This is a genomic window from Mycobacterium kyogaense (assembly GCF_036946525.1).
In the GTDB taxonomy this organism is placed as follows: domain Bacteria; phylum Actinomycetota; class Actinomycetes; order Mycobacteriales; family Mycobacteriaceae; genus Mycobacterium; species Mycobacterium kyogaense_A.
Map to the genome: position 1 here is coordinate 41,745 of NZ_JAQIIY010000019.1, position 18,206 is coordinate 59,950.

Consider the following 18,206-nt stretch of genomic DNA (forward strand, 5'->3'; position numbering starts at 1 on the left):
GATCGGGTGCAGGTTTACCCTGAGCCGATGGTGGTCAATCTCACAGCCATGCCCGGGATCGGTGATGCGCTGGAATGGCTCAAGCACGAGATTTCGGCACGCGTGCCGAAAGCGGACATGGATCAGCGCGACGCCGACTACATCCTCGAGCAGCTGCCCGGGCTGTGGTTGCTGGCATCGCTCTACTTCCGGGCCGACGTGCGCGGGCTGGACCGCATCCCCGCCAACGGCCCGGTGCTGATGGTCGGCAACCACAGCGGCGGCAACCTGCCCCCGGACACCTTCGTGTTCACGCTCGCGTTCTGCACCTACTTCGGCGTCGAGCGGCCCTTCTACCAATTGGCGCACAACCTCGTGGTCTCCATGCCCGGGCTGGGTTCGCTGCGCAAGTTCGGCACGATCGCGGCCAACCACGACAACGCGACGCTCGCGCTGAAGTCGGGTGCCGCGCTCCTGGTCTACCCGGGCGGTGACTACGAGGTGTTCCGGCCGACGTGGGAGCGCCACGAGGTCGACTTCGGCGGACGCAAGGGCTACGTGAAGCTGGCGCGCGAGGCGGGCGTGCCGATCGTCCCGATCGCCAGTGTCGGCGGCCAGGAGGCCGCGCTGTTCCTCGATCGCGGACAGTGGCTGGCCAAACTGCTGATGGTCGACAAGCTCGCCCGGCTCAAGAGCGTGCCCATCCTGTTCGCCCCGCCGTGGGGATTGACGGTCAGCGACATGGTGCCGCGGCTGCCGCTGCCCACCAAGGTCGTCATCGAGGTCCAGGAACCGATCGAGGCCGCCGACATCGCCGACTCCGACGACGACGATGTCAACGACCGCGTGCTGGCCAGCCTGCAGGGTGCGGTGGACCGGCTGGCCACCGAGCGTCGCTTCCCGGTGATCGGATAGGGGGAGAGATGCGACTGTCACGCAGCATCGTCGTCGGCGTCGAACCGCACCTCGTGTGGAAACACGTCAGTGATCCCGGCTGCTACCCCGAATTCATGGCGAACCTCGAACGCTGGGAGATCGTCACCGACACTCCCATGGGTGCGGGCGCGCGCTACACCGTGCACTGGAAGGTGGGCTCGGTGCCCATCGGCGGCGTGATCGAGGTGGCCGAGTTCGACGAGCCGCGCGACCTGGCGTGGATCGGCATCACCGGAATCACCCTTCGTGGCCGCTTCCGGTTGCGTGACGCCGGCGACGGCCGCACCAAGGTGACGTTCCGGCTCGCCTACGAAGCGCCCGGCGGGCTGCTCGGCCTGATCGCCGACCGCGTGGCCGCCAGCCAGGTGACCCGCACGATGGACGAGACGCTGCGACGCCTCAAGGATCTCGTCGAGAACTGACTCTGCTGTACTCGCAGGCGTGTCCGCACGCGCGATTCCGACGTGGTCGGTGCCGCTGTTCTTCGTCGTCGGCGCGATCTCCCAGTACGTCGGCGCGGCGATCGGCGTGTGGCTGTTCGAGACCACCGAGCCCGCAACCGTGGCGTGGCTGCGAGCGCTGGGCGCCGCGGTGGTCCTGCTCGCGTGGCGACGGCCTTGGAATACGGCGCTGCGGAGGCGCTGGACCCGGCGTGGTGTCGGTGTCGCCGCGGCGTTCGGCGCCGTCACGCTCGCGATGAACGTGGCGTTCTACGAGGCGATCGCCCGGATACCGCTGGGCACCGCCGTCGCCATCGAGTTCACCGGCCCGGTCGCGGTCGCAGTCCTCGGTTCACGGCGCCGCCTCGACTACCTGTCGGTGGCGCTCGTCGGGGCGGGGGTCTACCTGCTTGCGGGGGTGCAATCCGACGTCGACGCCGTCGGTGTGGCATTCGCGCTGCTGGCCGCCGCACTGTGGGCGGGGTACATCGTGCTCGGCAAGAAGGTCGCCGATGCGGGAGCCGGACTGGACTCGCTGGCCGTGGGCATGGGTGTCGCCGCGGTGGTCAGTGCACCGATCCTGCTCTCGACGCAGGCCGCCGTCGACGCGTCTGTCCTGACCGAAGCGCGAACCTGGCTCTGGGGCGCGGGCATCGGGCTGCTTTCCAGCGCCATCCCGTACGCACTGGATCAGCCGGTGCTCGCCACCATCGGCAGAGCCCGGTTCGCGCTGTTGTTGGCGTTGCTGCCCGCCACCGCGGCGGTCGTCGGCGCCGTCGCTCTCGCGCAGCGGCCCACCGTCTCCGAGGCGGCCGGTATCGCCGCGGTGATGGCCGCCCTGGCGGTCAGCGCGCGGGCCGCCCGCAGCCCCGGTGACGACGGCGGCACAATCGAGCCATGAGCTGTCAGCACGAGGCAGGCCTCGACGCCGGATTCGACACCGGATTCGACACCGCTTTCACCGTCGACGCCTCCCGCATCACATTCGGCCGCGGCTGTATCCGAGAGGTGGGCGATCGGGCGGCGGCGCAGGGGATGCGTCGCGTCGCCCTGTTCACCGATCCGTCGATCGCCCGGCTCGAATTGTTCGCCCACGCAGAGCGCGCGCTGCGCGACGCGGGCCTCGACGTCGTCACCTATGCCGACGTGGCCGTCGAGCCCACCGACGAATCCTTCCGCGCTGCAGCAGCTTTCGCCACGGACTCCCGACCTGACGGATACGTGTCGGTCGGCGGCGGATCAGTCATCGACACCGCCAAGGCCGCCAACCTCTACGCCACCCATCCGGCCGACTTCGAGACCTACGTCAACGCCCCCATCGGGCAGGGGCGAGCGGTGCCCGGACCGCTGGCGCCGCACATCGCCTGCCCGACGACCTCGGGCACTGGCAGCGAAGTCACCGGCATCGCGATCTTCGATCTGCTCTCGCTGCACGCGAAGACGGGCATCGCCAGCCCGGCACTGCGGCCCACCGAAGCGCTCGTCGACCCCGACAGCACCGACACCCTGCCCGGCGAGGTCGTCGCGTGTAGCGGTCTCGACGTGCTCTCCCATGCGCTGGAGTCCTACACCGCCCGCCCGTTCACCCGGCGGGACGCACCGGCGCGGGCCAGCGCCCGACCCATGAGCCAGGGTGCAAACCCGTGGAGTGACCTGGGCAGCCGCGAAGCCCTGGCACTGCTCGGCCGCTACCTGGTGCGCGCGGTGACCGATGCGACGGACCGCGAAGCCAGGGAGCAGACGATGTGGGCGGCAACGCTGGCCGGTATCGCGTTCGGCAATGCGGGCGTGCACATTCCCCATGCGATGGCCTACGCGGTGGCCGGTCAGGTCCGCGAATTCCGGCCGTCCGGATATCCCGATGACAAACCCCTTGTGCCACACGGCATGTCAGTGATACTCAACGCGCCTGCGGCTTTTCGGATCACTGCGCCGGCGGACCCGGCCCGCCACCTCGCGGCAGCCGGGCACCTCGGCGCCGACGTCACGGACGCGATCGACGCCGATGCGGGGGACGTGCTCGCCGGGCATCTGACCGGCATCATGGCCGCGGTCGGGATGCCGGCCGGGCTCGCCGACGTGGGCTACACCGACGCCGATGTCGAGGCGCTGGCCGCCGGGGCGTTCCCGCAGCAGCGGCTGCTGGGCAACGCACCGATCGATGTGGACGAAGCGTTGTTGGCCACCATCTTTCGGGAGGCCCTGAGCTATGCCTGATCGCGGGCCTGACACCGGGATCGACAGCTACGGCTACGTCCTGCCCATCACCACCCGGTGGATGGACAACGACGTGTACGGCCACGTCAACAACGTCACGTACTACAGCTACTTCGACACCGTCGCCAACCACTTCCTGATCACCGAGGGCGGCCTCGACATCCACACCTCACCGGTCATCGCGCTCGTCGTGGAGTCGTCGTGCACCTACAGTGCCCCGGCCGCCTACCCGGACCAACTCCGGGCGGGCCTGCGCGTCGATGCGATGTCCCGACGCTCGGTCACCTGGGGTGTGGCGATCTTCGGCGCCGACGACACGGCGGCGCTGGCCCACGGCCGCTTCGTGCACGTGTTCGTCGACCGCGAGCAGCGCACGGCGGTGCCGATTCCCGAGGCGATGCGTGCTGCGCTGGAAACTATTGCCGCACAGCCGCAATGAGCTCGGCCACCTGCTGCGCAGCGAGCAGTGCGGACGGGTCGTCCGACGGCGCGTAGCGGTCGGCGGCGGCGTCGTAGCAAGCCCCGGCGATCCCGCCGTGATCGGTGTCGAGTTCGACCACGCGCACAGGCCACCCGGCGGATTCCAGCCGCTGGGCGAACCGACGGCTCACCTCCACGCCGACGACGTCGTCGGCACGGCCGTGCAGCAGCGTGAACGGCGCGCCGGCAACGGCTCGCGGGAGCGCATCAGCCGGCGGTACCCCGCTGATCGGATCGGCCACCATGAACGCGCCGGCCAGGCACACCGTGTGCGCCAGTGACACGTCCAACTCGTCGGCGTGCAGTGTCAGGCCCGCAGCCGCAGCACCCCCGAGCGACCATCCGACGAGCGTGAGCCGATCCGGGGCGGCCGCCCAGTCACGCACGCAGTCGACCGACGCCAGCAGGTCCGACCGGCCGTGATCGGGTGCATGCGAATTCCAATCCGGCGCCACCACTCCGAAGCCCCACTCGACGAGCGCGGTGGCCAGCCGAGCGACGGTGGCACGGGCGTCGGTCTGGGTCCCGTGCCACAGCAGCAGTGGCGCATCGGCCGGCTCACCGTAGATGTCCGCGTGGCGGCCCGGTGCGTACTCGATGGTGTCCATGACGCTCGGGTGCCCACCGCGGCCCATTCGATTCATCTCTGACAGGTCGGGCACCACCAGGTGCGCCTGCGCTCCGGATCTCCCGCCACCTCAGCGACCACCCGCACCGTCGTCCCGCAGCGCAGGCACGGACGTCCCGCGCGCCCGGCCACCCAGTGCTGCTCGCCTTTGCGTCGCACCCCGGTCGTCACCTGCATCGCGCCCGGCACCGTCGCGGAGTGGCGCAACGCCCGCGCACCCAACTCCAGCAGCGCGGCGACGTCGACCTGTCCGACCGGTGTCCACGGATCGTGCCCACGCAGGAAGCACAGCTCGTTGGCCCACAGATTGCCGAACCCGGCGACGCACCGCTGGTCGAGCAGGACGGCGACCAGCGGTCGCTGCGGGTCGGCGCCGACGCGCCGGGCTGCCTCGTCGAGATCCCAGTCGTCGCGCAGCGGATCGGGTCCGAGGTGGCCGACGCAGCGATCCTCGTCGGCCGTGCGCACCAGCTCGACCACCGGCAGCCTCACCCCGTAGGCGGCCGGCCCGTCGGTGCGCAGCACCACCCGGACGTCGGGCATCACCGACCGCGGCAGCCAGCGCCCGGTCGGCGACACCGTCCACGATCCCGACATGCGCAGATGGGTGTGCAGCGTGACATCGCCGGAGAGCCGCGTCAGCAGATGCTTGCCGTGAGTCAGGTGCGCCGTCACGGTGTGGCCCGAGAGATCGTCGGTCGCGTGCGCGGGCACGCGCAGGTCGCCACGGACGAGGGTGCGGCCCCTCAGGGCGTCATCGAGGCGCCGGGCCAGCGCGTAGACGGTGTCACCCTCGGGCACGCGGTCTCAGACGCTGCGGGATTCGCTCGCCGCTTCGCGGATGGGCCTGGTGGTCAGGTGGTCCAGCACGCCGGTGATGTCGAGCAGCCGCTGCAACTGCGCAGGCCGGCGGTCGAGGTGCAACTGCACCCCTGAGACAGAGGTCTTGCGATGAACGAGCAGGAGGCCGGACAGACCGGCCGAGTCACAGAACGTCAGGCCGGCGAAGTCGAGGCGCAGGTCGGTGACCGACGGCGAACCGGCCAGCAGGTCCGTCACGGCCGAGACGAGCCTCGGCGTGCTCTCGTAGTCGAGGTCTCCGGCCACGGTCAGCCTGGTCGACGTGCCGTCGAAGTCGGTGCTCAGCGTGAGATTCATGCAGATGCTGCCTGGTCGATCGGGGCCCTGCCGAGTGCACGGTGTGCCGCGGCGAGGAGGCGCTGGGTACGGGGGAATTCGGACAGGTGGGCGGCCAGCGAGTCGAGCGCGGGATGCAGCGACGCCGCAGGCACCCCACGGGCGGAGAGGATCTCGGCGGTCCAGGTGACGAAGTCGGTGAACAGCGCATCGTCGTCGGTGTACAACGCGGTGGCCAGGAAGTCGACGATGTGCGCGAGGTCCTCGACGGTGTGCTGGCGCTGCTGCTCGGTGTAGTCGCGCATCGCGGGAAAGCGGGTTTCCAGCTCGGTCATCGTCGTCGCGACCAGGTTGCCTGCCGCCGTGCTGACCATCGTGTACTCCTGGTCGGCCAGGTGCGGCAGGTCGTCGATGGGTTGGTGCGGCGCGCACGGCGTACGGCGCGGCACCCCGTCCGCGAGCAACGTGGCTGCGGTCCTCGCGTCGGGCGCCCACGCCTCGGCGCCCAGAAGTGTGGCGTAGCGGCCGTCGATTCCGAAGCCGGCGCCACCGGCGAGAACCGGGACTCCGGCGGCCTGGCACGCCGTGATCGCGGCGTGCGCGGTGGGCAGACGGGTCGGGATCATGCACGACAGCGCAACCGCGTCGGGGCCGTGATGATGCAGGTGCGCGATCAGATGGGGCGTGGGTACCTGGGCGCCGAGGAAGTCGACCTGCCACCCGCGCAGCCGCAGTACTTCGGCCAGCAGCCGCGCGGGCAGCGCGTGCCACTCACCGTCGACGCACGCGACCGTCACGCGGCCCGCTGATGCCTGCGCCGACCGGCACGCACCGTGGTGCGCCAGGGCCGCGATGACCCGGTCGTTGATGGCGGTGGCCACATGCTCCTGCACGACCGTGATCCGGTTGGCCGCCCACTCCGTGCCCACTCGACGCTGCACGGGCGCGATGACGTCGAGAAGCAGCTCCTCGCAGGGAACCCCGGCGTCGGCGGCCTCGAGAACCGCTGCTGCGGCGGCGTATTCGTCACCGTCGAGGAGCGCGGCCCACAGCCTGTCGATGGTGGTGCTCATGCGGACGCCGTGAACCTCCCGGCCGTGTGCCCGTCGACCGCGCTGAGGTGAGTGCGGCGGGGCGATGTGATCGCCACGACGGCGATGTCGTCGTGAGGGCGGCCCTTCACCCATTGCGAGGTGAGCATCATGATGCGCTCGACGACAGCCTCGGCGGGCATACCGACGCACTCTCGCAGAGCAGCGGTCAACCGTGGTTCCCCGAACATCTCCGAGCCCGTCGGCCCGCCGTGTGCCTCGGTCACCCCGTCGGTGAACAGCAGGCAGGTCTCGCCAGGAGCCAGCGTGGTCTCGAAGGTGGACGACCTGATCTCGGGCAGCGCCCCGACCAGAGTGCCGCGCGTATCGGCCTCTTCCACCCGACCGTCGGCACGCACGATCAGCGGCGCGAGATGTCCGGCACTGGTCAGGCGCAGGCAGACCTGGCCGTCGCGGCGGCACACCGACGCCAGCACGAGCGTGGCGAACTTCGTGTGCTCGGCTGACAGCAGCGCACTGTTGAGTAGACGCAGCACGCCGGCGTGGTCGTCGGCCAGCGGCGCCAGCGCCTGCAGGGTGTTGCGGATCTTCCCGGTGACGAGCGCGGCCTCGAGACCCTTGTCGCAGACGTCGCCGAGCACGACCAACGTCTCGTCCTCCGGGCTCGCCGCGGGATGCACGTCGTAGAAGTCACCGCTGACCAGGTGGTCGTCCTCGGAGGCGCGGTAGCCGCCTGCCAATTCGATGCCGTGGAAGCGATGCAGCTGCGGGGGCAGCAGGTCCCGCATCAGCGTGCGGGTGATCGCCGCCTGCTCGCCGTAGAGGCGGGCGGCGGACAGCGCCGTGCCGGCGCGGGCGGCGAAGAGACGGGCGAAGACTTCCTCGCCGTCGCTGAACGCCATCTGCGAGGTCTGGCGCAGTAGCACCAACGCGCCCGCGGGGACACCGTGGCCTGGCAGTGGCGTGATGACGACGGAGCCGACGGGGCCGGAGAAACCCTCCGGAATGAGCCATTCGGGGACCGTGGCCGCATCGATCCACCGCGACGGCACCGGCGGGAATCCCCGCAGGGCCTCCGCGAGGCCGGCGACCAGCTCAGGTCCGCCCTCCACGGTGCGCTGCACAACCGTGCCGTCGGGACCCGCGCACACCAGCGAGATCTGTCGGCGCGTCGCGGGCGCCACCACGACCGCGGCGTCGGCGAGGTGCCGCGCCGCCATCCGGACAGTGGCTTCCATGCAGCGCTCGACGTTGAGCGAGGCCATCAGTTCTGTGGAGGCCTCGTCGAGGAACGCGGCGCGGTCGCGTTCGCGACCCACGGCCTCCTGGGCGAGCAGCAGGGCCTGGTCGATGTCGGTGAAGAGCCACCAGGGCGATCGCACCGTCGGGCAACCGGGTCGGTCGCGCTTCGATCTCGCGGCCGGCGACCTCACCGACGGCGGTGGCGGGCAGCCCCATGTGGGCGGCGATCAGCCAGTCGGGGGCACAGTCGAGCAGCGCCGCGCCGGGCCGGGCCGCGGGCAGCAGCGCCAGCGCGGCGGCGCTCGCGGCGCTCACGACGCCATCGGCGTCCACGACGATCACGGGGTGAGGGACCTTGGCCCAGGTGGGGTCCCAGGTGGGCTCTGCGGCGATGGTTTCGGTGACAGCGCCGACGGCCAGTTCGGGGGTAGCGTTCTTACGCACGTCAACCCCCATTCGATGTTGTTGATCACTCTACGCCGGAACAGCGCTGAAGCGATTTGCCTTGACTGCAGTGGTCGGACCACCCTGGAAGAAGTGAGCAAGGCCCCCAGCACTGCAGCTGTTCCTTCGACGGTAACGCATCATCGGCCGCGGATGGGAGTTGTGACGATTCTGTCGGCTGTCGCGATCATGCTCGTCGCGGCGAATCTGCGGCCGGCCGTGGTGGCGGTGGCGCCCCTGGTCGGGGACATCAAGTCGGCAACCGGGTGGGGCAGCGGGGTCACCGGCCTGCTCACCACCCTGCCGGTGCTGGTGTTCGGCCTCGTCTCTCCGCTGGCGCCCCGGTGCGCGGCGCGCTTCGGCATCGAACGCACGGTGTTCGGAGCGCTGGTGGTTCTCGTCGTCGCCAGCGCCGTGCGGCTGGTTCCCAGCCCGTGGGCGCTGTTCGCCGGTTCCGCGCTCGCCGGCGTCGGCATCGGGATCTGCAACGTGGTCCTGCCGTCGCTGATCAAGCGCGACTTCGTTCATCATTCCGGCCTGATGACCGGCCTGTACTCGATGACGCTGTCGGGTGGCGCCGCCGCGGCCGCGGCGCTGACCATCCCCATCGACGATGCGCTGGGCGGCAATTGGCGGCTCGCGCTGGCGAGTTGGGGTGTCTGCGCGGCGGCGGCGCTGCTGATCTGGGTGCCGCAACTGGCCCGCGTGCACCGGGTCAGCGCCGGGCGCCCCGCGGCGTCGCTGTGGCGCAATCCGATCGCCTGGGCCGTCACCGCCTTCATGGCGTCGCAGTCGTTCATCTTCTACACATTCACGGCCTGGCTGCCCGAGGTCCTGGTGGATCGCGGCATGTCGGCCAGCAGTGCCGGCGCGGTACTGGCTCTCGGTCAGGTGGCCGGGCTCGTGATGTCGCTGCTGGCGCCGATCGTGGCGGGTCGGTTCACCGACCAGCGCGCCGTCACGCTGGCGGCGCTGGCGCTGACCGCCGTCGGGTTCGTCGGTCTGGTGACGACGACGTCGGCCCCGACGCTGTGGACGATGCTGGTGATGGCGGGCCCGGGTGCATCGATCAGCCTGGCGCTGCTGTTCATGGTCCTGCGCAGCACCTCGACGGACCAGACCAGCCAGGTGTCGGGCATGTCGCAGAGCGTCGGATACGTCGTGGCGGCGATAGGGCCGGTCGCGATCGGCGCGCTGCACGACGTGACGGGATCGTGGACCGTCGCGATGACCGTGCTCGCTCTGGTCCTCGTTCCGCAAGCGGTCTCCGCACTGTGGGCGGCCAGGGACGTGACCATGGACGAGTACCAAAAAAGCCGGTGACCGCGAGGTCACCGGCTTCTACGGCTTCACTGGGCGTTCCCCAGCGCGTCGCTGTGCGTTCGTCAGCCCTGAGCGGATTCGTACCGCTCGGCGACGGCCACGAGTTCGTCGCGGATCGACGAATCGGGCAGCGAACGGATCCGCGCGTACAGACGACGCCGATCCCTGGCGAGCTTGAGGTTGGCGCGGAACTGCGCGACAGACATGGTGCGTGTACTCCTTGTTCGGTTCCCGGGGTGCCGGGGTGCTTCGGTGTGGCCTGCGGGGCGAGGATCGCCCGCCCAGCAGGCACAACCGGACATGCTTCCGTGTTAATTCCACGTAAATCAACTTGCTGACGTGTGAGTTTGCGGACAGTGAGCGCCGTCACGCAGGAGTGTTCGGGACGGAAACGGGTAACGCCGCTGCCATGACAACCGACCCAACTCGCGACGATCCGGACCAGTCCGTCACCGATTCCGGAGAGGGCGTGCCGCCGGCCAACCCGGCCTACGCGACGCCGCCGCCCGAGGGAATGCCCGACGCCGACCGCGACTGAGCCGCGGCGCGAGGGCGCATCGCGACGAGCAGTGCACCACCCACGAACAGTGCCGCCGCGAGCACCGGGAGGCGGCCGCCGGGCGCGAATCCCTGTGCCGACAGGACTGCCAGAGCCAAAGCGCATGCCGCGGTACCCGCGTACAGCGTTGCCTCGGCGACCACCCCCGGCAGCGGGACGGCAAGCGTCGGCATCGCGGCCGCGACGAATCGGCGTTGCCAGTGCAGCACCGCCAGCAGTGCCGCCGCGACCACCGCGAGCACCAGTTCCCACTCCAGGCGGGCCAGCCACCACGCGCCCGAGCCCAGCGGTGGTTGCGGCAGGAGCCCGGTGGGATAGCCGACGAGGGTCACGACGATCACCGGCAGCATGTGCCACAGGTACAGCGCCATCACGTTCTGGTTGGCCAGGCCGATCACCCGCGGCCAGACACCACGCGCCAGTACCCGGTTCAGCGCCGGAACCAGGGCGAACAGCACCCCGAACTGCAGCAGGGCCAGCGCCAGCAGCGCCGCCGACGGGGGTGCGCTGTTCTCCACGCGGTCGCCGGGGACACCGATCATCGCGATGGGATAGGGCCCCCACGTCACCAGCGCGGGAAGCGTCAGCGCAGCGGCCGCCGCTGTGGAGAGCAGCACACGCCGGCTCAGCAGGCCGTCATGGAACGCGATGCCGAGCTGGTAGACGGCGGCCCAGCAGAAGAAGTAGTTCGCCATGCGAATCTCGGCGTGATCCGCCGCGATGCCGACCACGTCGACGAGCACCAGGCAGATTCCTAGGGTCAGGGGCACCCGCAGCCCCCACCGCCGGTTCGCCGCGACGGCCAACGGTGTCAGCGCGACGACCATCAGGTACACGGCGAGAAACCACAGATGCATCGCGACGGCCCAACCGCCCAGTTCCAGCACCGATCCGCTGACGCCCAGCGCCAGCAGCACCGCCATCACCACCACGATGAATCCCGCATAGACGCCGGTGGGACCCAGCGTGCCGGCCACTCGGCGCCGGATCCAGTCCTGCCTGCCCGCGGTACCCGCATCGGCGGGCAGCCGCTCCCATGATGTCGCGCTGGCGTATCCGGCGACGGCGAAGAAGACCGGTACGACCTGGAAGAACCACGTGATCCACTGCGTCAACGGCATCAGGACCAGCGGATTGTCCCGACCGAAGGAGCCGTCGCGGTAGGTCATCACCGACAGCAGCCAGTGCCCGATCACGACGAGCAGCACTGCGGCGGACCGGTAGAGGTCGAGCGCACCCTGGCGCGGTGCGGCTCCCGCGGCGGTGGTCTCGGTCATCGACCCTCCCGATGCGCATGTCTCCATTCGCACGGTAGCGGAAAGGACTTCCGTCACCGATACGCGCGAAATCTGGACGAGGCGTGACGGCAGCGTCAGAATCTCACGTGTGACGTGCCTGCTGAGTCATCGGCGCATCGGCGTGTTGGCCGGTCTGGGTGCGACGCTGCTGAGCGGTGCGGTGTCTGCGCCCACGGCGTCGGCTGACGTGTGCATCAGCGTGAGTGGCTGTGTCTAGGCTGCGGGCCGCGGCGGCACTGTACGGGTCGTCGGCATTGTTCGCCGCCGCGCTGGCCGTCGCGCCGGCGGCCGGTGCGGAGTGCGTCAGCTCCAACGGCACCACGGTCTGCTCGCAGGGCTCCGTGCGTGGCACCAACAACGGGCAGGGTCCCGGAACGCTCGACACCGGACCTGCGTGGCCCTATCCCTGCGACTACGACTGGTACTGCGACGACGGCGGGCTCTCGATCATCTTCTCGCCCGGACGCAACTGAACGCGAACAGGAGCACCATGAGCACTCTCCTCGCCCGTGCCGTGATGACGGCACTCGCACCGGCAGCGGCGCTGCTGGCCGTCGCGGGCCCGGCGTCCGCCCAACCGGCGCCGGCCCCGCCGCCGAACTGCACGGCCGCCGACCTGGCCGGCGTCATGGCCGGCGTCACCGCCGCCACCTCGGCCTATCTGTTCACCCACCCGGACGTGAACGACTTCTTCACCAGCCTGCGGGACAAGAGCCGCGACGACATGAAGGCCGCGGTCGAGGCGTACGTCACCGCACGCCCGGATGTGGGGGACTCGCTGCGCGCGATCCGGCAGCCCTCGGTCGACTTCCGGGCCCGCTGCGGTTAGCTGCCGTGTGGTGACGTGGCCGGAGGTGTTCCGGTCGACGGTGTCATCTGACGTGGTCGGCACAGCATCACGACGACCCCGCACAGCACGGCGGCGACGCCGAACGCTGCGTACACGCTGACTGCGTCGGCGGTCCCGCCGAGCAGTGCCGCCGCCAGCGGTCGTGAGCCGAGGAAACCCACCAGCCATAGCGCCATGATGCGGCCGCGAAGCTCCTCGGGCGCCTGCTCCTGCACGACGGTGCCGAGTCCGGTCATCGCCCACCCGAAACCGAGCCCGGCCAGCGCGAACCCGGCGACGGCCACGGCGGCGACGCCGCCGACCGCCAGCACCGCGCAGCCCGCCGCCAGCCCCCAGAGCCCGAGCCACGACACGAGGTCGGCCGCGATGCGGCCGCGCAGCGCCGCCAGCAGTGCCATCCCGACCGCGGCGCCGATCCCGAAGACCGCCGAGAGCATGCCGACCATCCGGGGGCCACCGCCGAGCGCGTCGGCCACCGACGGAGTGAGGGTGATCGACGAGTCCGACGCGACGCCGACCACCGTCACCGCGATGAGTGCCAGCAGTAGCCTGCGGTCGCCCAGCACGTAGCGGACCGCGACACGCACCCGGTAGTCGGCGCCCGCGCGCCGAGGCGCGGGTGCCGGAAAGCGCACCACGATCAGGAGTGCCGCGAAGACCAGGTGCAGACCGGCGCTCGCAGCGAACGCGTACGCCGGTCCCAGGTGGGCGGCCAGGTACGCGCCGGCGGCGGGACCGAGGATGCGGCCGATCGTCATGGGCATGCTGTTGAGCGCCATGGCCGTGGACAGCTCGCCGTCCCTGATCAGGCTGGGCACGATGGACTGCATCGCCGGACCCCCGACGGCGAACCCGAAGCCGACGAGCAGCGAGCCGAGCAGCACCGCCGCTGCTGCCGCCGTTCCGTGCGCCGACGGCGTGGCGAACAACCACACCGCCACCAGGCCGGAGCCCATCGCGCAGAACACTCGGCCGAGCAGGATCTGCCGTACCGGATTCCCGGTGTCGGCCCATTTGCCGCTGGTCGGGGTGAGCAGCAGCTGAGGTCCGAACTGGGCGACGCCCACCATGCCGACCATCAGAGCCGAGCGGGTGGCGTCGTAGATGACGATCGCCGCGACGATGCCGTGCGTCCAGACGGCGACGACCGAGAAGATCTTGCCCCAGAACAGGGCGCCGAAGACCCGGTCGAACATCAGCCCCACCGCGCCGCGGGCGCGGAGGCCGAGGGCGTCGTCGCGCGCTGCGGTCACCCGATCTGCATAGCACAGAGGCGCCACCCGCCTCGACCGACTATCCTGTCCGCTGAGCGAAATCGCCAGTGCTGCTTGAATTTCGGCGTAACGGCGGACGCGCGTGGATCGATACACTGGGCGGCTGGCTCGTGCCCGGCTCCGTTCTGATCGTTTCTCCTGTCCAGGCTCTCATCGAAGGATGATGCGTTGACTCGCCCGACCGCACAGGTCAGCTCCGCCACTGTCGGAGGTGCCCTGGGCCGCCGCACCGCGCTCAAGGCGTCCGTCCTCGCGGCGGCGGCGATGACGTTGACACCGGTGCCGCGGGCGTCAGCCGACGACGGACGCTGGTCGCCCGACCGTGCCGCGCGCTGGTATCAGGATCAGGACTGGTTGGTGGGCGCGAACTACATCGCCAGCAACGCGGTCAACCAGTTGGAGATGTTCCAGCCCGGGACGTTCGACCCGCTGCGCATCGACGCCGAGTTGCGGTTGGCGAGGCTGGCCGGCCTGAACACGGTGCGGGTGTTCCTGCACGACCTGCTGTGGATCCAGGACCCGACGGGCTTTCTGAACCGCGTCGGTCACGTCGTGGACATCGCGTCCCGCCACGGCATACGACCGCTGTTCGTCCTGTTCGACAGCTGTTGGGATCCGCTGCCCGCCCTCGGGAGGCAGGCCGCGCCGCGGCCCGGGGTCCACAACTCGCGGTGGGTGCAGAGTCCCGGGGCGGAGAACCTCGACGACCGGCGCTACCGGCGCGTCCTGCACGACTATGTCGTCGGCGTACTCACCCGGTTCCGCGGCGATCGGCGCATCCTCGGATGGGACCTGTGGAACGAACCCGACAATCCCGCCAAGCAGTACCGGGACACCGAGCGCGCCGACAAGCTCGCCCTCGTCGCCGATCTGCTACCGCAGGTGTTCCGCTGGGCGCGTTCCGTCGGGACGATCCATCCACTGACCAGCGGTGTGTGGGACGGCCCGTGGGCCGATGCGCGGCGGCGCAGTGAGATCGCGAGCATCCAGCTCGAGAACTCCGATGTCATCTCGTTCCACAGCTACGACAATCCGGCCGGGTTCGACGCCCGCATCAGCGAGCTCGACTTCACCCGGCGCCCGCTGCTGTGCACCGAGTACATGGCGCGGTCGCTGGACTGCACGGTCGAGAACATCCTGCCGATCACCAAGCGCCGCAACGTCGGAGCGTATGCATGGGGTTTCGTGGCCGGTAAAACGCAGACCTACTATCCATGGGATTCGTGGGACCGGCCCTATACCGCCGAACCGCAGCCGTGGTTTCACGACCTGCTCACCCGCGACGGGCAGCCCTACCGGCCGACAGAGATCGCGGCCATCCGGGGTCTGACCGGGCGACCCCGCCCGTCCTGATGCCCGCCCTGACTGGTCAGCGCCCTCGCCACTGCGGGCGACGTTTCTCCCGCCACGCCGAAATACCCTCTGCCACATCGGCTGTCGCGCCGGCCACCTTGCGCATCACCTCGCCGAACCGGACCGACTCGATCCACCCCATGTCGGCAGTGCGCCAGGCGACCTCCTTGGTGGCCCGCTGTGCGAGCGGCGCAGCCTCGGCCAGAGTGCGCGCCCATTGCTGAGCCGCGGGGAGAAGGTCGTCCGGTTCCACGAGCTTCCACACCAACCCGACCTCCTTCGCCCGCTCGGCGGTCATCGGTGTGCCGGTGAGCAGCAGCTCCATCGCGTCGGCCCACCGCAGCCGTCTCGGCAGCCGGATCGCCCCGACGATCGTCGGCACGCCGATGGTGACCTCGGGGAAGGCGAAGGTGGCCTCGGTGCTCGCAATCACGAAGTCGCAGAACAGAACTCCGGTCAGGCCGTAGCCCATGCACGGTCCCTGCACCGCGGCGATCGTCGGCTTGAACAACTCCATGCCGCTTTCGAAGGAGTTGATGGTCGGCTTCTCCCAGAACGTGCCGCCGAACGTCCCGACGGCGCCGTCGCCGTCTTTGAGGTCAGCGCCGGCGCAGAACACCCGACCGTTGGCAGTGAGGATGCCGACCCAGGCGTCCTCCTCGTCGCGGAATCGGTCCCACGCGGCGTTGAGTTCCTGCCGCAGCGCACCGTTGATCGCATTGCCGGCTTCGGGCCGGTTCAGTGTGATCGTCGCGACGTGACCGTCGAGCTCGTAGGTGACCAGGCTCATGGCGACACTGTAGAACTCAGCCGCGTTGCTTTTCCGCGTGCAGGAACGCCGCCGTGTCGTAGTAGGTGCGGAACGCGGTGATCGTCTCGTCGTCACCCTCGAGCACGCTCATCCCGTCGTAACGGAATTCGGTGCCGTCGCGCAGCGTCCCCGTCGAGGTCCACTCGAGATAGGCGATGCCGTCATCGGTGACGGTGTGCGAGAAGTCGGATGTCAGGTCGTCGAAGACATCGCGGTACTGCGTCCAGAAGGTGCGCGCACCATCCTGCCCGTGCTGTTCATGAGGCAACCCGGCCTTGGTGAGGGTGGCGTCGTCGGAGAACAGCTCGACCAATGGCTCCACGTCACGGCTTTCGTGCAGGCGGCCCAGTGCGTCGGTGAAACGTCGTGTCAGCTCATGCATGTGCTTCGCCTACCCGCCGTCACCACGCCCACACGCCGGACCGCCGACGGGTCACTGTTTCGACAGATCAGGTGTGCGCGGGCGTCTCGGCGAATCGATCGGTGATGGCCTGACAGAAGGCGGGCAGATCGTCGGGGGAGCGACTGGTGATCAGGTTGCCGTCGATGCACACCTCCTGGTCGACGACCGTCGCGCCGGCGTTGCGCAGATCGGTGCGCAGGCTGGGGTACGAGGTGAGCGTGCGGCCGTCGATGACGCCGGCCTCGAGAAGAACCCACGGGGCATGGCAGATCGCGGCCACCGGCTTCCCCGAGCGAACGAATTCCGCGACGAACGAGACGGCCGAGTCCTCGAGGCGCAGCTTGTCCCCGTTGACGGTGCCGCCGGGGATGACGAGGGCGTCGTACTCGTCGACCCGTGCGTCATCCACTGTGCGGTCGACCGAAAAGGTGCCCGCCAGTTCCAGATCGTGGTCACGTGCCTCGATCTGACCGTCGCTGATCGAGAGCAGGTCGACCTGCCCGCCCGCGTCGGTGACCGCGTCGCGCGGCCGCTCGAGTTCGACTCTCTCCACCCCGTCGGTGGCCAGGAACGCGATCTTGCGGCCGTGGAGTTCGTTCGCCATGGCGGCATCCTTTCGTCGGCGTGAATCGTCCGTCGGCCGCCGGTTACCCGCTCGCCGACGAACGAATCCCGCGGGAGGTCACCCGTCGACAGATCTCCGCACCCGCGGGATCACGTGCCCGGCGAATCGCGCCGTCAGCGGCTATTTGACGATCAGCTTGCGCTGTGAGGCCATCGTGAACACGGCCGCCACGATGATCACCAAGCCCTTGATGATCGTTTGGGTGTAGTCGGCGGCGCCGATCTGGTTCAGGCCGTTGGACAGCACCGTGAGGATCAGGACACCGAGGACGGTCCGATTGACCCCGCCGACTCCGCCGGACAGCGCGGTGCCACCGATCACGATGGCCGCCACCGAGTCGAGCAGGATCTGCGATCCCAGAGTCGGCCCCGCCGCGCCCAATTGGGCGGTCAACAGCAGACCGGCCACTCCGGCGGTGATGCCCGACACCACCAGGATGAGCACCTTGATGCGGCGCGTCTTCACCCCGGCCAACTCGACCACCTTTTCATTGCCTCCGATGGCGTAGACGTACAACCCGAACCGTGTGCGGCGGGCGAAAAACCACACCACGGCCAGCGCCAGCAACGCGATCAGTGCCGCGTTCTGGATGTTCGGCACGAACTGGCCGATGGCCAGGTCACGAATGCCCTGGTTGGTGAAGTTGATGGTGCTGCCCTGCAGGATGGTCAAGCCGATCCCGGCGAACAGCGACAGCGTGCCCAAGGTGGCGATGAACGACGGCACCCGCCCGTAGGCGAACACCAGACCGTTGAGCAGGCCGATGGCTGCACCCACCGCGACGGCGATGAGCAGCACCAGAATCGGATTGCCGAAGCCTTCGTTGATCAGGGAGGCGACCACCGCACCCGTGAGCAACGCAATGGAGCCCACGGACAGGTCAACGCTGCCGGCGACCACCACCAGCGTCGCGCCGAGCGAGGCGAGCAGCAGGATGCCGGCCTGCCCGCTGATCAGGGTGAGGTTGGCCGCCGTGAGAAAGGCTTCGGCGCGGACCGAGAAGAACACCACCAGGGCCAGGAGCGCGGCCAGCGGCAGCACGTCACGCGTCAGGTTGATGCGAGTCGGTGAAACCGAGGGCGACGGACGCGTACCGGAGGGTGCCTCGGGTGTTGCGATTCCCGTTGCAGGGGAGGTCAGTTCAGCAGTCATCTT

21 protein-coding genes and 1 pseudogene are annotated in these 18,206 nt (G+C 69.6%); 10 read left to right on the plus strand and 12 right to left on the minus strand.

Annotated features, from left to right (window positions below; translation table 11 throughout):
* The first annotated feature begins 48 nt into the window (after positions 1 to 48).
* From PGN37_RS16875 to PGN37_RS16895, 5 genes are read left to right on the plus strand one after another with little or no spacing between them, the layout of a single operon-like run.
* Positions 49 to 894 (plus strand): 1-acyl-sn-glycerol-3-phosphate acyltransferase, encoded by an 846-nt coding sequence (locus PGN37_RS16875; RefSeq protein ID WP_335332267.1) that lies wholly within the window; start codon positions 49 to 51, stop codon positions 892 to 894.
* Between the two features lie 8 nt (positions 895 to 902).
* Positions 903 to 1,337 carry an SRPBCC family protein gene (locus PGN37_RS16880; protein ID WP_335332152.1) on the plus strand — a complete coding sequence of 145 codons (435 nt, stop codon included), beginning with the start codon at positions 903 to 905 and terminating at the stop codon, positions 1,335 to 1,337.
* 19 nt (positions 1,338 to 1,356) lie between these two features.
* Positions 1,357 to 2,256 (plus strand): EamA family transporter, encoded by a 900-nt coding sequence (locus PGN37_RS16885; RefSeq protein WP_335332153.1) that lies wholly within the window; start codon positions 1,357 to 1,359, stop codon positions 2,254 to 2,256.
* Positions 2,253 to 3,572, plus strand: a complete 1,320-nt coding sequence (locus PGN37_RS16890) for a hydroxyacid-oxoacid transhydrogenase (protein ID WP_335332154.1) — start codon at positions 2,253 to 2,255, stop codon at positions 3,570 to 3,572. The genes PGN37_RS16885 and PGN37_RS16890 overlap by 4 nt, the downstream gene beginning before the upstream one ends.
* Positions 3,565 to 4,011 carry an acyl-CoA thioesterase gene (locus PGN37_RS16895; RefSeq protein WP_335332155.1) on the plus strand — a complete coding sequence of 149 codons (447 nt, stop codon included), beginning with the start codon at positions 3,565 to 3,567 and terminating at the stop codon, positions 4,009 to 4,011. The genes PGN37_RS16890 and PGN37_RS16895 overlap by 8 nt, the downstream gene beginning before the upstream one ends.
* Here PGN37_RS16895 and PGN37_RS16900 read toward each other — a convergent pair.
* From PGN37_RS16900 to PGN37_RS16920, 5 genes and pseudogenes are all read right to left on the minus strand, one after another.
* Positions 3,989 to 4,660 carry an alpha/beta hydrolase gene (locus PGN37_RS16900; RefSeq protein ID WP_335332156.1) on the minus strand — a complete coding sequence of 224 codons (672 nt, stop codon included), beginning with the start codon at positions 4,658 to 4,660 and terminating at the stop codon, positions 3,989 to 3,991. The genes PGN37_RS16895 and PGN37_RS16900 overlap by 23 nt on opposite strands.
* 32 nt (positions 4,661 to 4,692) lie before the next feature.
* On the minus strand, positions 4,693 to 5,481 hold the full coding sequence (locus PGN37_RS16905) for a DNA-formamidopyrimidine glycosylase family protein (protein WP_335332157.1): 789 nt from the start codon (positions 5,479 to 5,481) through the stop codon (positions 4,693 to 4,695).
* A 6-nt stretch (positions 5,482 to 5,487) separates the two neighbouring features.
* Positions 5,488 to 5,838: an STAS domain-containing protein gene (locus PGN37_RS16910; RefSeq protein WP_335332158.1), complete on the minus strand. Its 351-nt coding sequence runs from the start codon at positions 5,836 to 5,838 to the stop codon at positions 5,488 to 5,490.
* Positions 5,835 to 6,890: a cobalamin B12-binding domain-containing protein gene (locus tag PGN37_RS16915; protein WP_335332159.1), complete on the minus strand. Its 1,056-nt coding sequence runs from the start codon at positions 6,888 to 6,890 to the stop codon at positions 5,835 to 5,837. The genes PGN37_RS16910 and PGN37_RS16915 overlap by 4 nt, the downstream gene beginning before the upstream one ends.
* Positions 6,887 to 8,567, minus strand: a pseudogene (locus PGN37_RS16920) (PP2C family protein-serine/threonine phosphatase). Before PGN37_RS16920 ends, PGN37_RS16915 begins: the two are co-directional and overlap by 4 nt.
* Before the next feature lie 141 nt (positions 8,568 to 8,708).
* Here PGN37_RS16920 and PGN37_RS16925 point away from each other — a divergent pair.
* Complete coding sequence (locus PGN37_RS16925) at positions 8,709 to 9,878, plus strand: CynX/NimT family MFS transporter (RefSeq protein ID WP_335332160.1); 1,170 nt, start codon at positions 8,709 to 8,711, stop codon at positions 9,876 to 9,878.
* A gap of 62 nt (positions 9,879 to 9,940) precedes the next feature.
* Here the strand turns inward: PGN37_RS16925 and PGN37_RS16930 are convergent, their stop codons facing one another.
* Positions 9,941 to 10,084: a hypothetical protein gene (locus PGN37_RS16930; protein WP_335332161.1), complete on the minus strand. Its 144-nt coding sequence runs from the start codon at positions 10,082 to 10,084 to the stop codon at positions 9,941 to 9,943.
* Positions 10,085 to 10,287: 203 nt separating this feature from the next.
* Here PGN37_RS16930 and PGN37_RS16935 point away from each other — a divergent pair, with 203 nt between their 5' ends.
* Complete coding sequence (locus tag PGN37_RS16935) at positions 10,288 to 10,416, plus strand: hypothetical protein (RefSeq protein ID WP_335332162.1); 129 nt, start codon at positions 10,288 to 10,290, stop codon at positions 10,414 to 10,416.
* Here the strand turns inward: PGN37_RS16935 and PGN37_RS16940 are convergent.
* A complete protein-coding gene (locus tag PGN37_RS16940; protein ID WP_335332163.1) occupies positions 10,368 to 11,714 on the minus strand; it encodes an acyltransferase family protein in 1,347 nt (448 codons plus the stop codon). The genes PGN37_RS16935 and PGN37_RS16940 overlap by 49 nt on opposite strands.
* Positions 11,715 to 11,944: 230 nt before the next feature.
* Here PGN37_RS16940 and PGN37_RS16945 point away from each other — a divergent pair, with 230 nt between their 5' ends.
* Both PGN37_RS16945 and PGN37_RS16950 read left to right on the plus strand, forming a co-directional pair.
* Positions 11,945 to 12,208, plus strand: coding sequence for a hypothetical protein (locus PGN37_RS16945; RefSeq protein ID WP_335332164.1), 264 nt, complete (start codon positions 11,945 to 11,947; stop codon positions 12,206 to 12,208).
* A gap of 17 nt (positions 12,209 to 12,225) precedes the next feature.
* The gene (locus PGN37_RS16950; RefSeq protein ID WP_442932948.1) at positions 12,226 to 12,564 is read left to right on the plus strand and encodes a heme-binding protein; all 339 of its coding nucleotides are present in this window, start codon (positions 12,226 to 12,228) and stop codon (positions 12,562 to 12,564) included.
* Here the strand turns inward: PGN37_RS16950 and PGN37_RS16955 are convergent.
* The gene (locus tag PGN37_RS16955; protein ID WP_335332269.1) at positions 12,561 to 13,781 is read right to left on the minus strand and encodes an MFS transporter; all 1,221 of its coding nucleotides are present in this window, start codon (positions 13,779 to 13,781) and stop codon (positions 12,561 to 12,563) included. The two genes, PGN37_RS16950 and PGN37_RS16955, sit on opposite strands and share 4 nt — an antisense overlap.
* 342 nt (positions 13,782 to 14,123) lie before the next feature.
* On the opposite strand from PGN37_RS16955, the gene PGN37_RS16960 reads away from it, so the two are divergent.
* Complete coding sequence (locus PGN37_RS16960) at positions 14,124 to 15,212, plus strand: 1,4-beta-xylanase (RefSeq protein ID WP_335332270.1); 1,089 nt, start codon at positions 14,124 to 14,126, stop codon at positions 15,210 to 15,212.
* Positions 15,213 to 15,228: 16 nt separating this feature from the next.
* Here PGN37_RS16960 and PGN37_RS16965 read toward each other — a convergent pair whose 3' ends face one another.
* The 4 genes from PGN37_RS16965 to PGN37_RS16980 all read right to left on the minus strand — a co-directional run bounded on the left by PGN37_RS16965 (position 15,229) and on the right by PGN37_RS16980 (position 18,203).
* Positions 15,229 to 16,002, minus strand: coding sequence for an enoyl-CoA hydratase/isomerase family protein (locus PGN37_RS16965; RefSeq protein ID WP_335332165.1), 774 nt, complete (start codon positions 16,000 to 16,002; stop codon positions 15,229 to 15,231).
* 16 nt (positions 16,003 to 16,018) lie between these two features.
* Positions 16,019 to 16,405, minus strand: a complete 387-nt coding sequence (locus PGN37_RS16970; protein WP_335332166.1) for a nuclear transport factor 2 family protein — start codon at positions 16,403 to 16,405, stop codon at positions 16,019 to 16,021.
* A gap of 67 nt (positions 16,406 to 16,472) precedes the next feature.
* Positions 16,473 to 17,030 carry a type 1 glutamine amidotransferase domain-containing protein gene (locus PGN37_RS16975; RefSeq protein WP_335332167.1) on the minus strand — a complete coding sequence of 186 codons (558 nt, stop codon included), beginning with the start codon at positions 17,028 to 17,030 and terminating at the stop codon, positions 16,473 to 16,475.
* 141 nt (positions 17,031 to 17,171) lie between these two features.
* Positions 17,172 to 18,203 (minus strand): ABC transporter permease, encoded by a 1,032-nt coding sequence (locus PGN37_RS16980; protein ID WP_335332168.1) that lies wholly within the window; start codon positions 18,201 to 18,203, stop codon positions 17,172 to 17,174.
* Between the last annotated feature and the right edge of the window lie 3 nt (positions 18,204 to 18,206).

Excerpts from the sequence above, each read along its gene's own strand:
- PGN37_RS16950 (WP_442932948.1), top strand. The coding sequence starts at position 12,226 with ATGAGCACTCTCCTCGCCCGTGCCGTGATGACGGCACTCGCACCGGCA.
- PGN37_RS16925 (WP_335332160.1), top strand. The coding sequence starts at position 8,709 with ATGGGAGTTGTGACGATTCTGTCGGCTGTCGCGATCATGCTCGTCGCG.
- PGN37_RS16935 (WP_335332162.1), top strand. The coding sequence starts at position 10,288 with ATGACAACCGACCCAACTCGCGACGATCCGGACCAGTCCGTCACCGAT.
- PGN37_RS16930 (WP_335332161.1), bottom strand. The coding sequence starts at position 10,084 with ATGTCTGTCGCGCAGTTCCGCGCCAACCTCAAGCTCGCCAGGGATCGG.
- PGN37_RS16875 (WP_335332267.1), top strand. The coding sequence starts at position 49 with ATGCCCGGGATCGGTGATGCGCTGGAATGGCTCAAGCACGAGATTTCG.
- PGN37_RS16980 (WP_335332168.1), bottom strand. The coding sequence starts at position 18,203 with ATGACTGCTGAACTGACCTCCCCTGCAACGGGAATCGCAACACCCGAG.
- PGN37_RS16910 (WP_335332158.1), bottom strand. The coding sequence starts at position 5,838 with ATGAATCTCACGCTGAGCACCGACTTCGACGGCACGTCGACCAGGCTG.
- PGN37_RS16915 (WP_335332159.1), bottom strand. The coding sequence starts at position 6,890 with ATGAGCACCACCATCGACAGGCTGTGGGCCGCGCTCCTCGACGGTGAC.
- PGN37_RS16960 (WP_335332270.1), top strand. The coding sequence starts at position 14,124 with ATGACGTTGACACCGGTGCCGCGGGCGTCAGCCGACGACGGACGCTGG.
- PGN37_RS16900 (WP_335332156.1), bottom strand. The coding sequence starts at position 4,660 with ATGGACACCATCGAGTACGCACCGGGCCGCCACGCGGACATCTACGGT.
- PGN37_RS16975 (WP_335332167.1), bottom strand. The coding sequence starts at position 17,030 with ATGGCGAACGAACTCCACGGCCGCAAGATCGCGTTCCTGGCCACCGAC.
- PGN37_RS16970 (WP_335332166.1), bottom strand. The coding sequence starts at position 16,405 with ATGCATGAGCTGACACGACGTTTCACCGACGCACTGGGCCGCCTGCAC.
- PGN37_RS16965 (WP_335332165.1), bottom strand. The coding sequence starts at position 16,002 with ATGAGCCTGGTCACCTACGAGCTCGACGGTCACGTCGCGACGATCACA.
- PGN37_RS16880 (WP_335332152.1), top strand. The coding sequence starts at position 903 with ATGCGACTGTCACGCAGCATCGTCGTCGGCGTCGAACCGCACCTCGTG.
- PGN37_RS16940 (WP_335332163.1), bottom strand. The coding sequence starts at position 11,714 with ATGACCGAGACCACCGCCGCGGGAGCCGCACCGCGCCAGGGTGCGCTC.
- PGN37_RS16890 (WP_335332154.1), top strand. The coding sequence starts at position 2,253 with ATGAGCTGTCAGCACGAGGCAGGCCTCGACGCCGGATTCGACACCGGA.
- PGN37_RS16895 (WP_335332155.1), top strand. The coding sequence starts at position 3,565 with ATGCCTGATCGCGGGCCTGACACCGGGATCGACAGCTACGGCTACGTC.
- PGN37_RS16955 (WP_335332269.1), bottom strand. The coding sequence starts at position 13,781 with ATGTTCGACCGGGTCTTCGGCGCCCTGTTCTGGGGCAAGATCTTCTCG.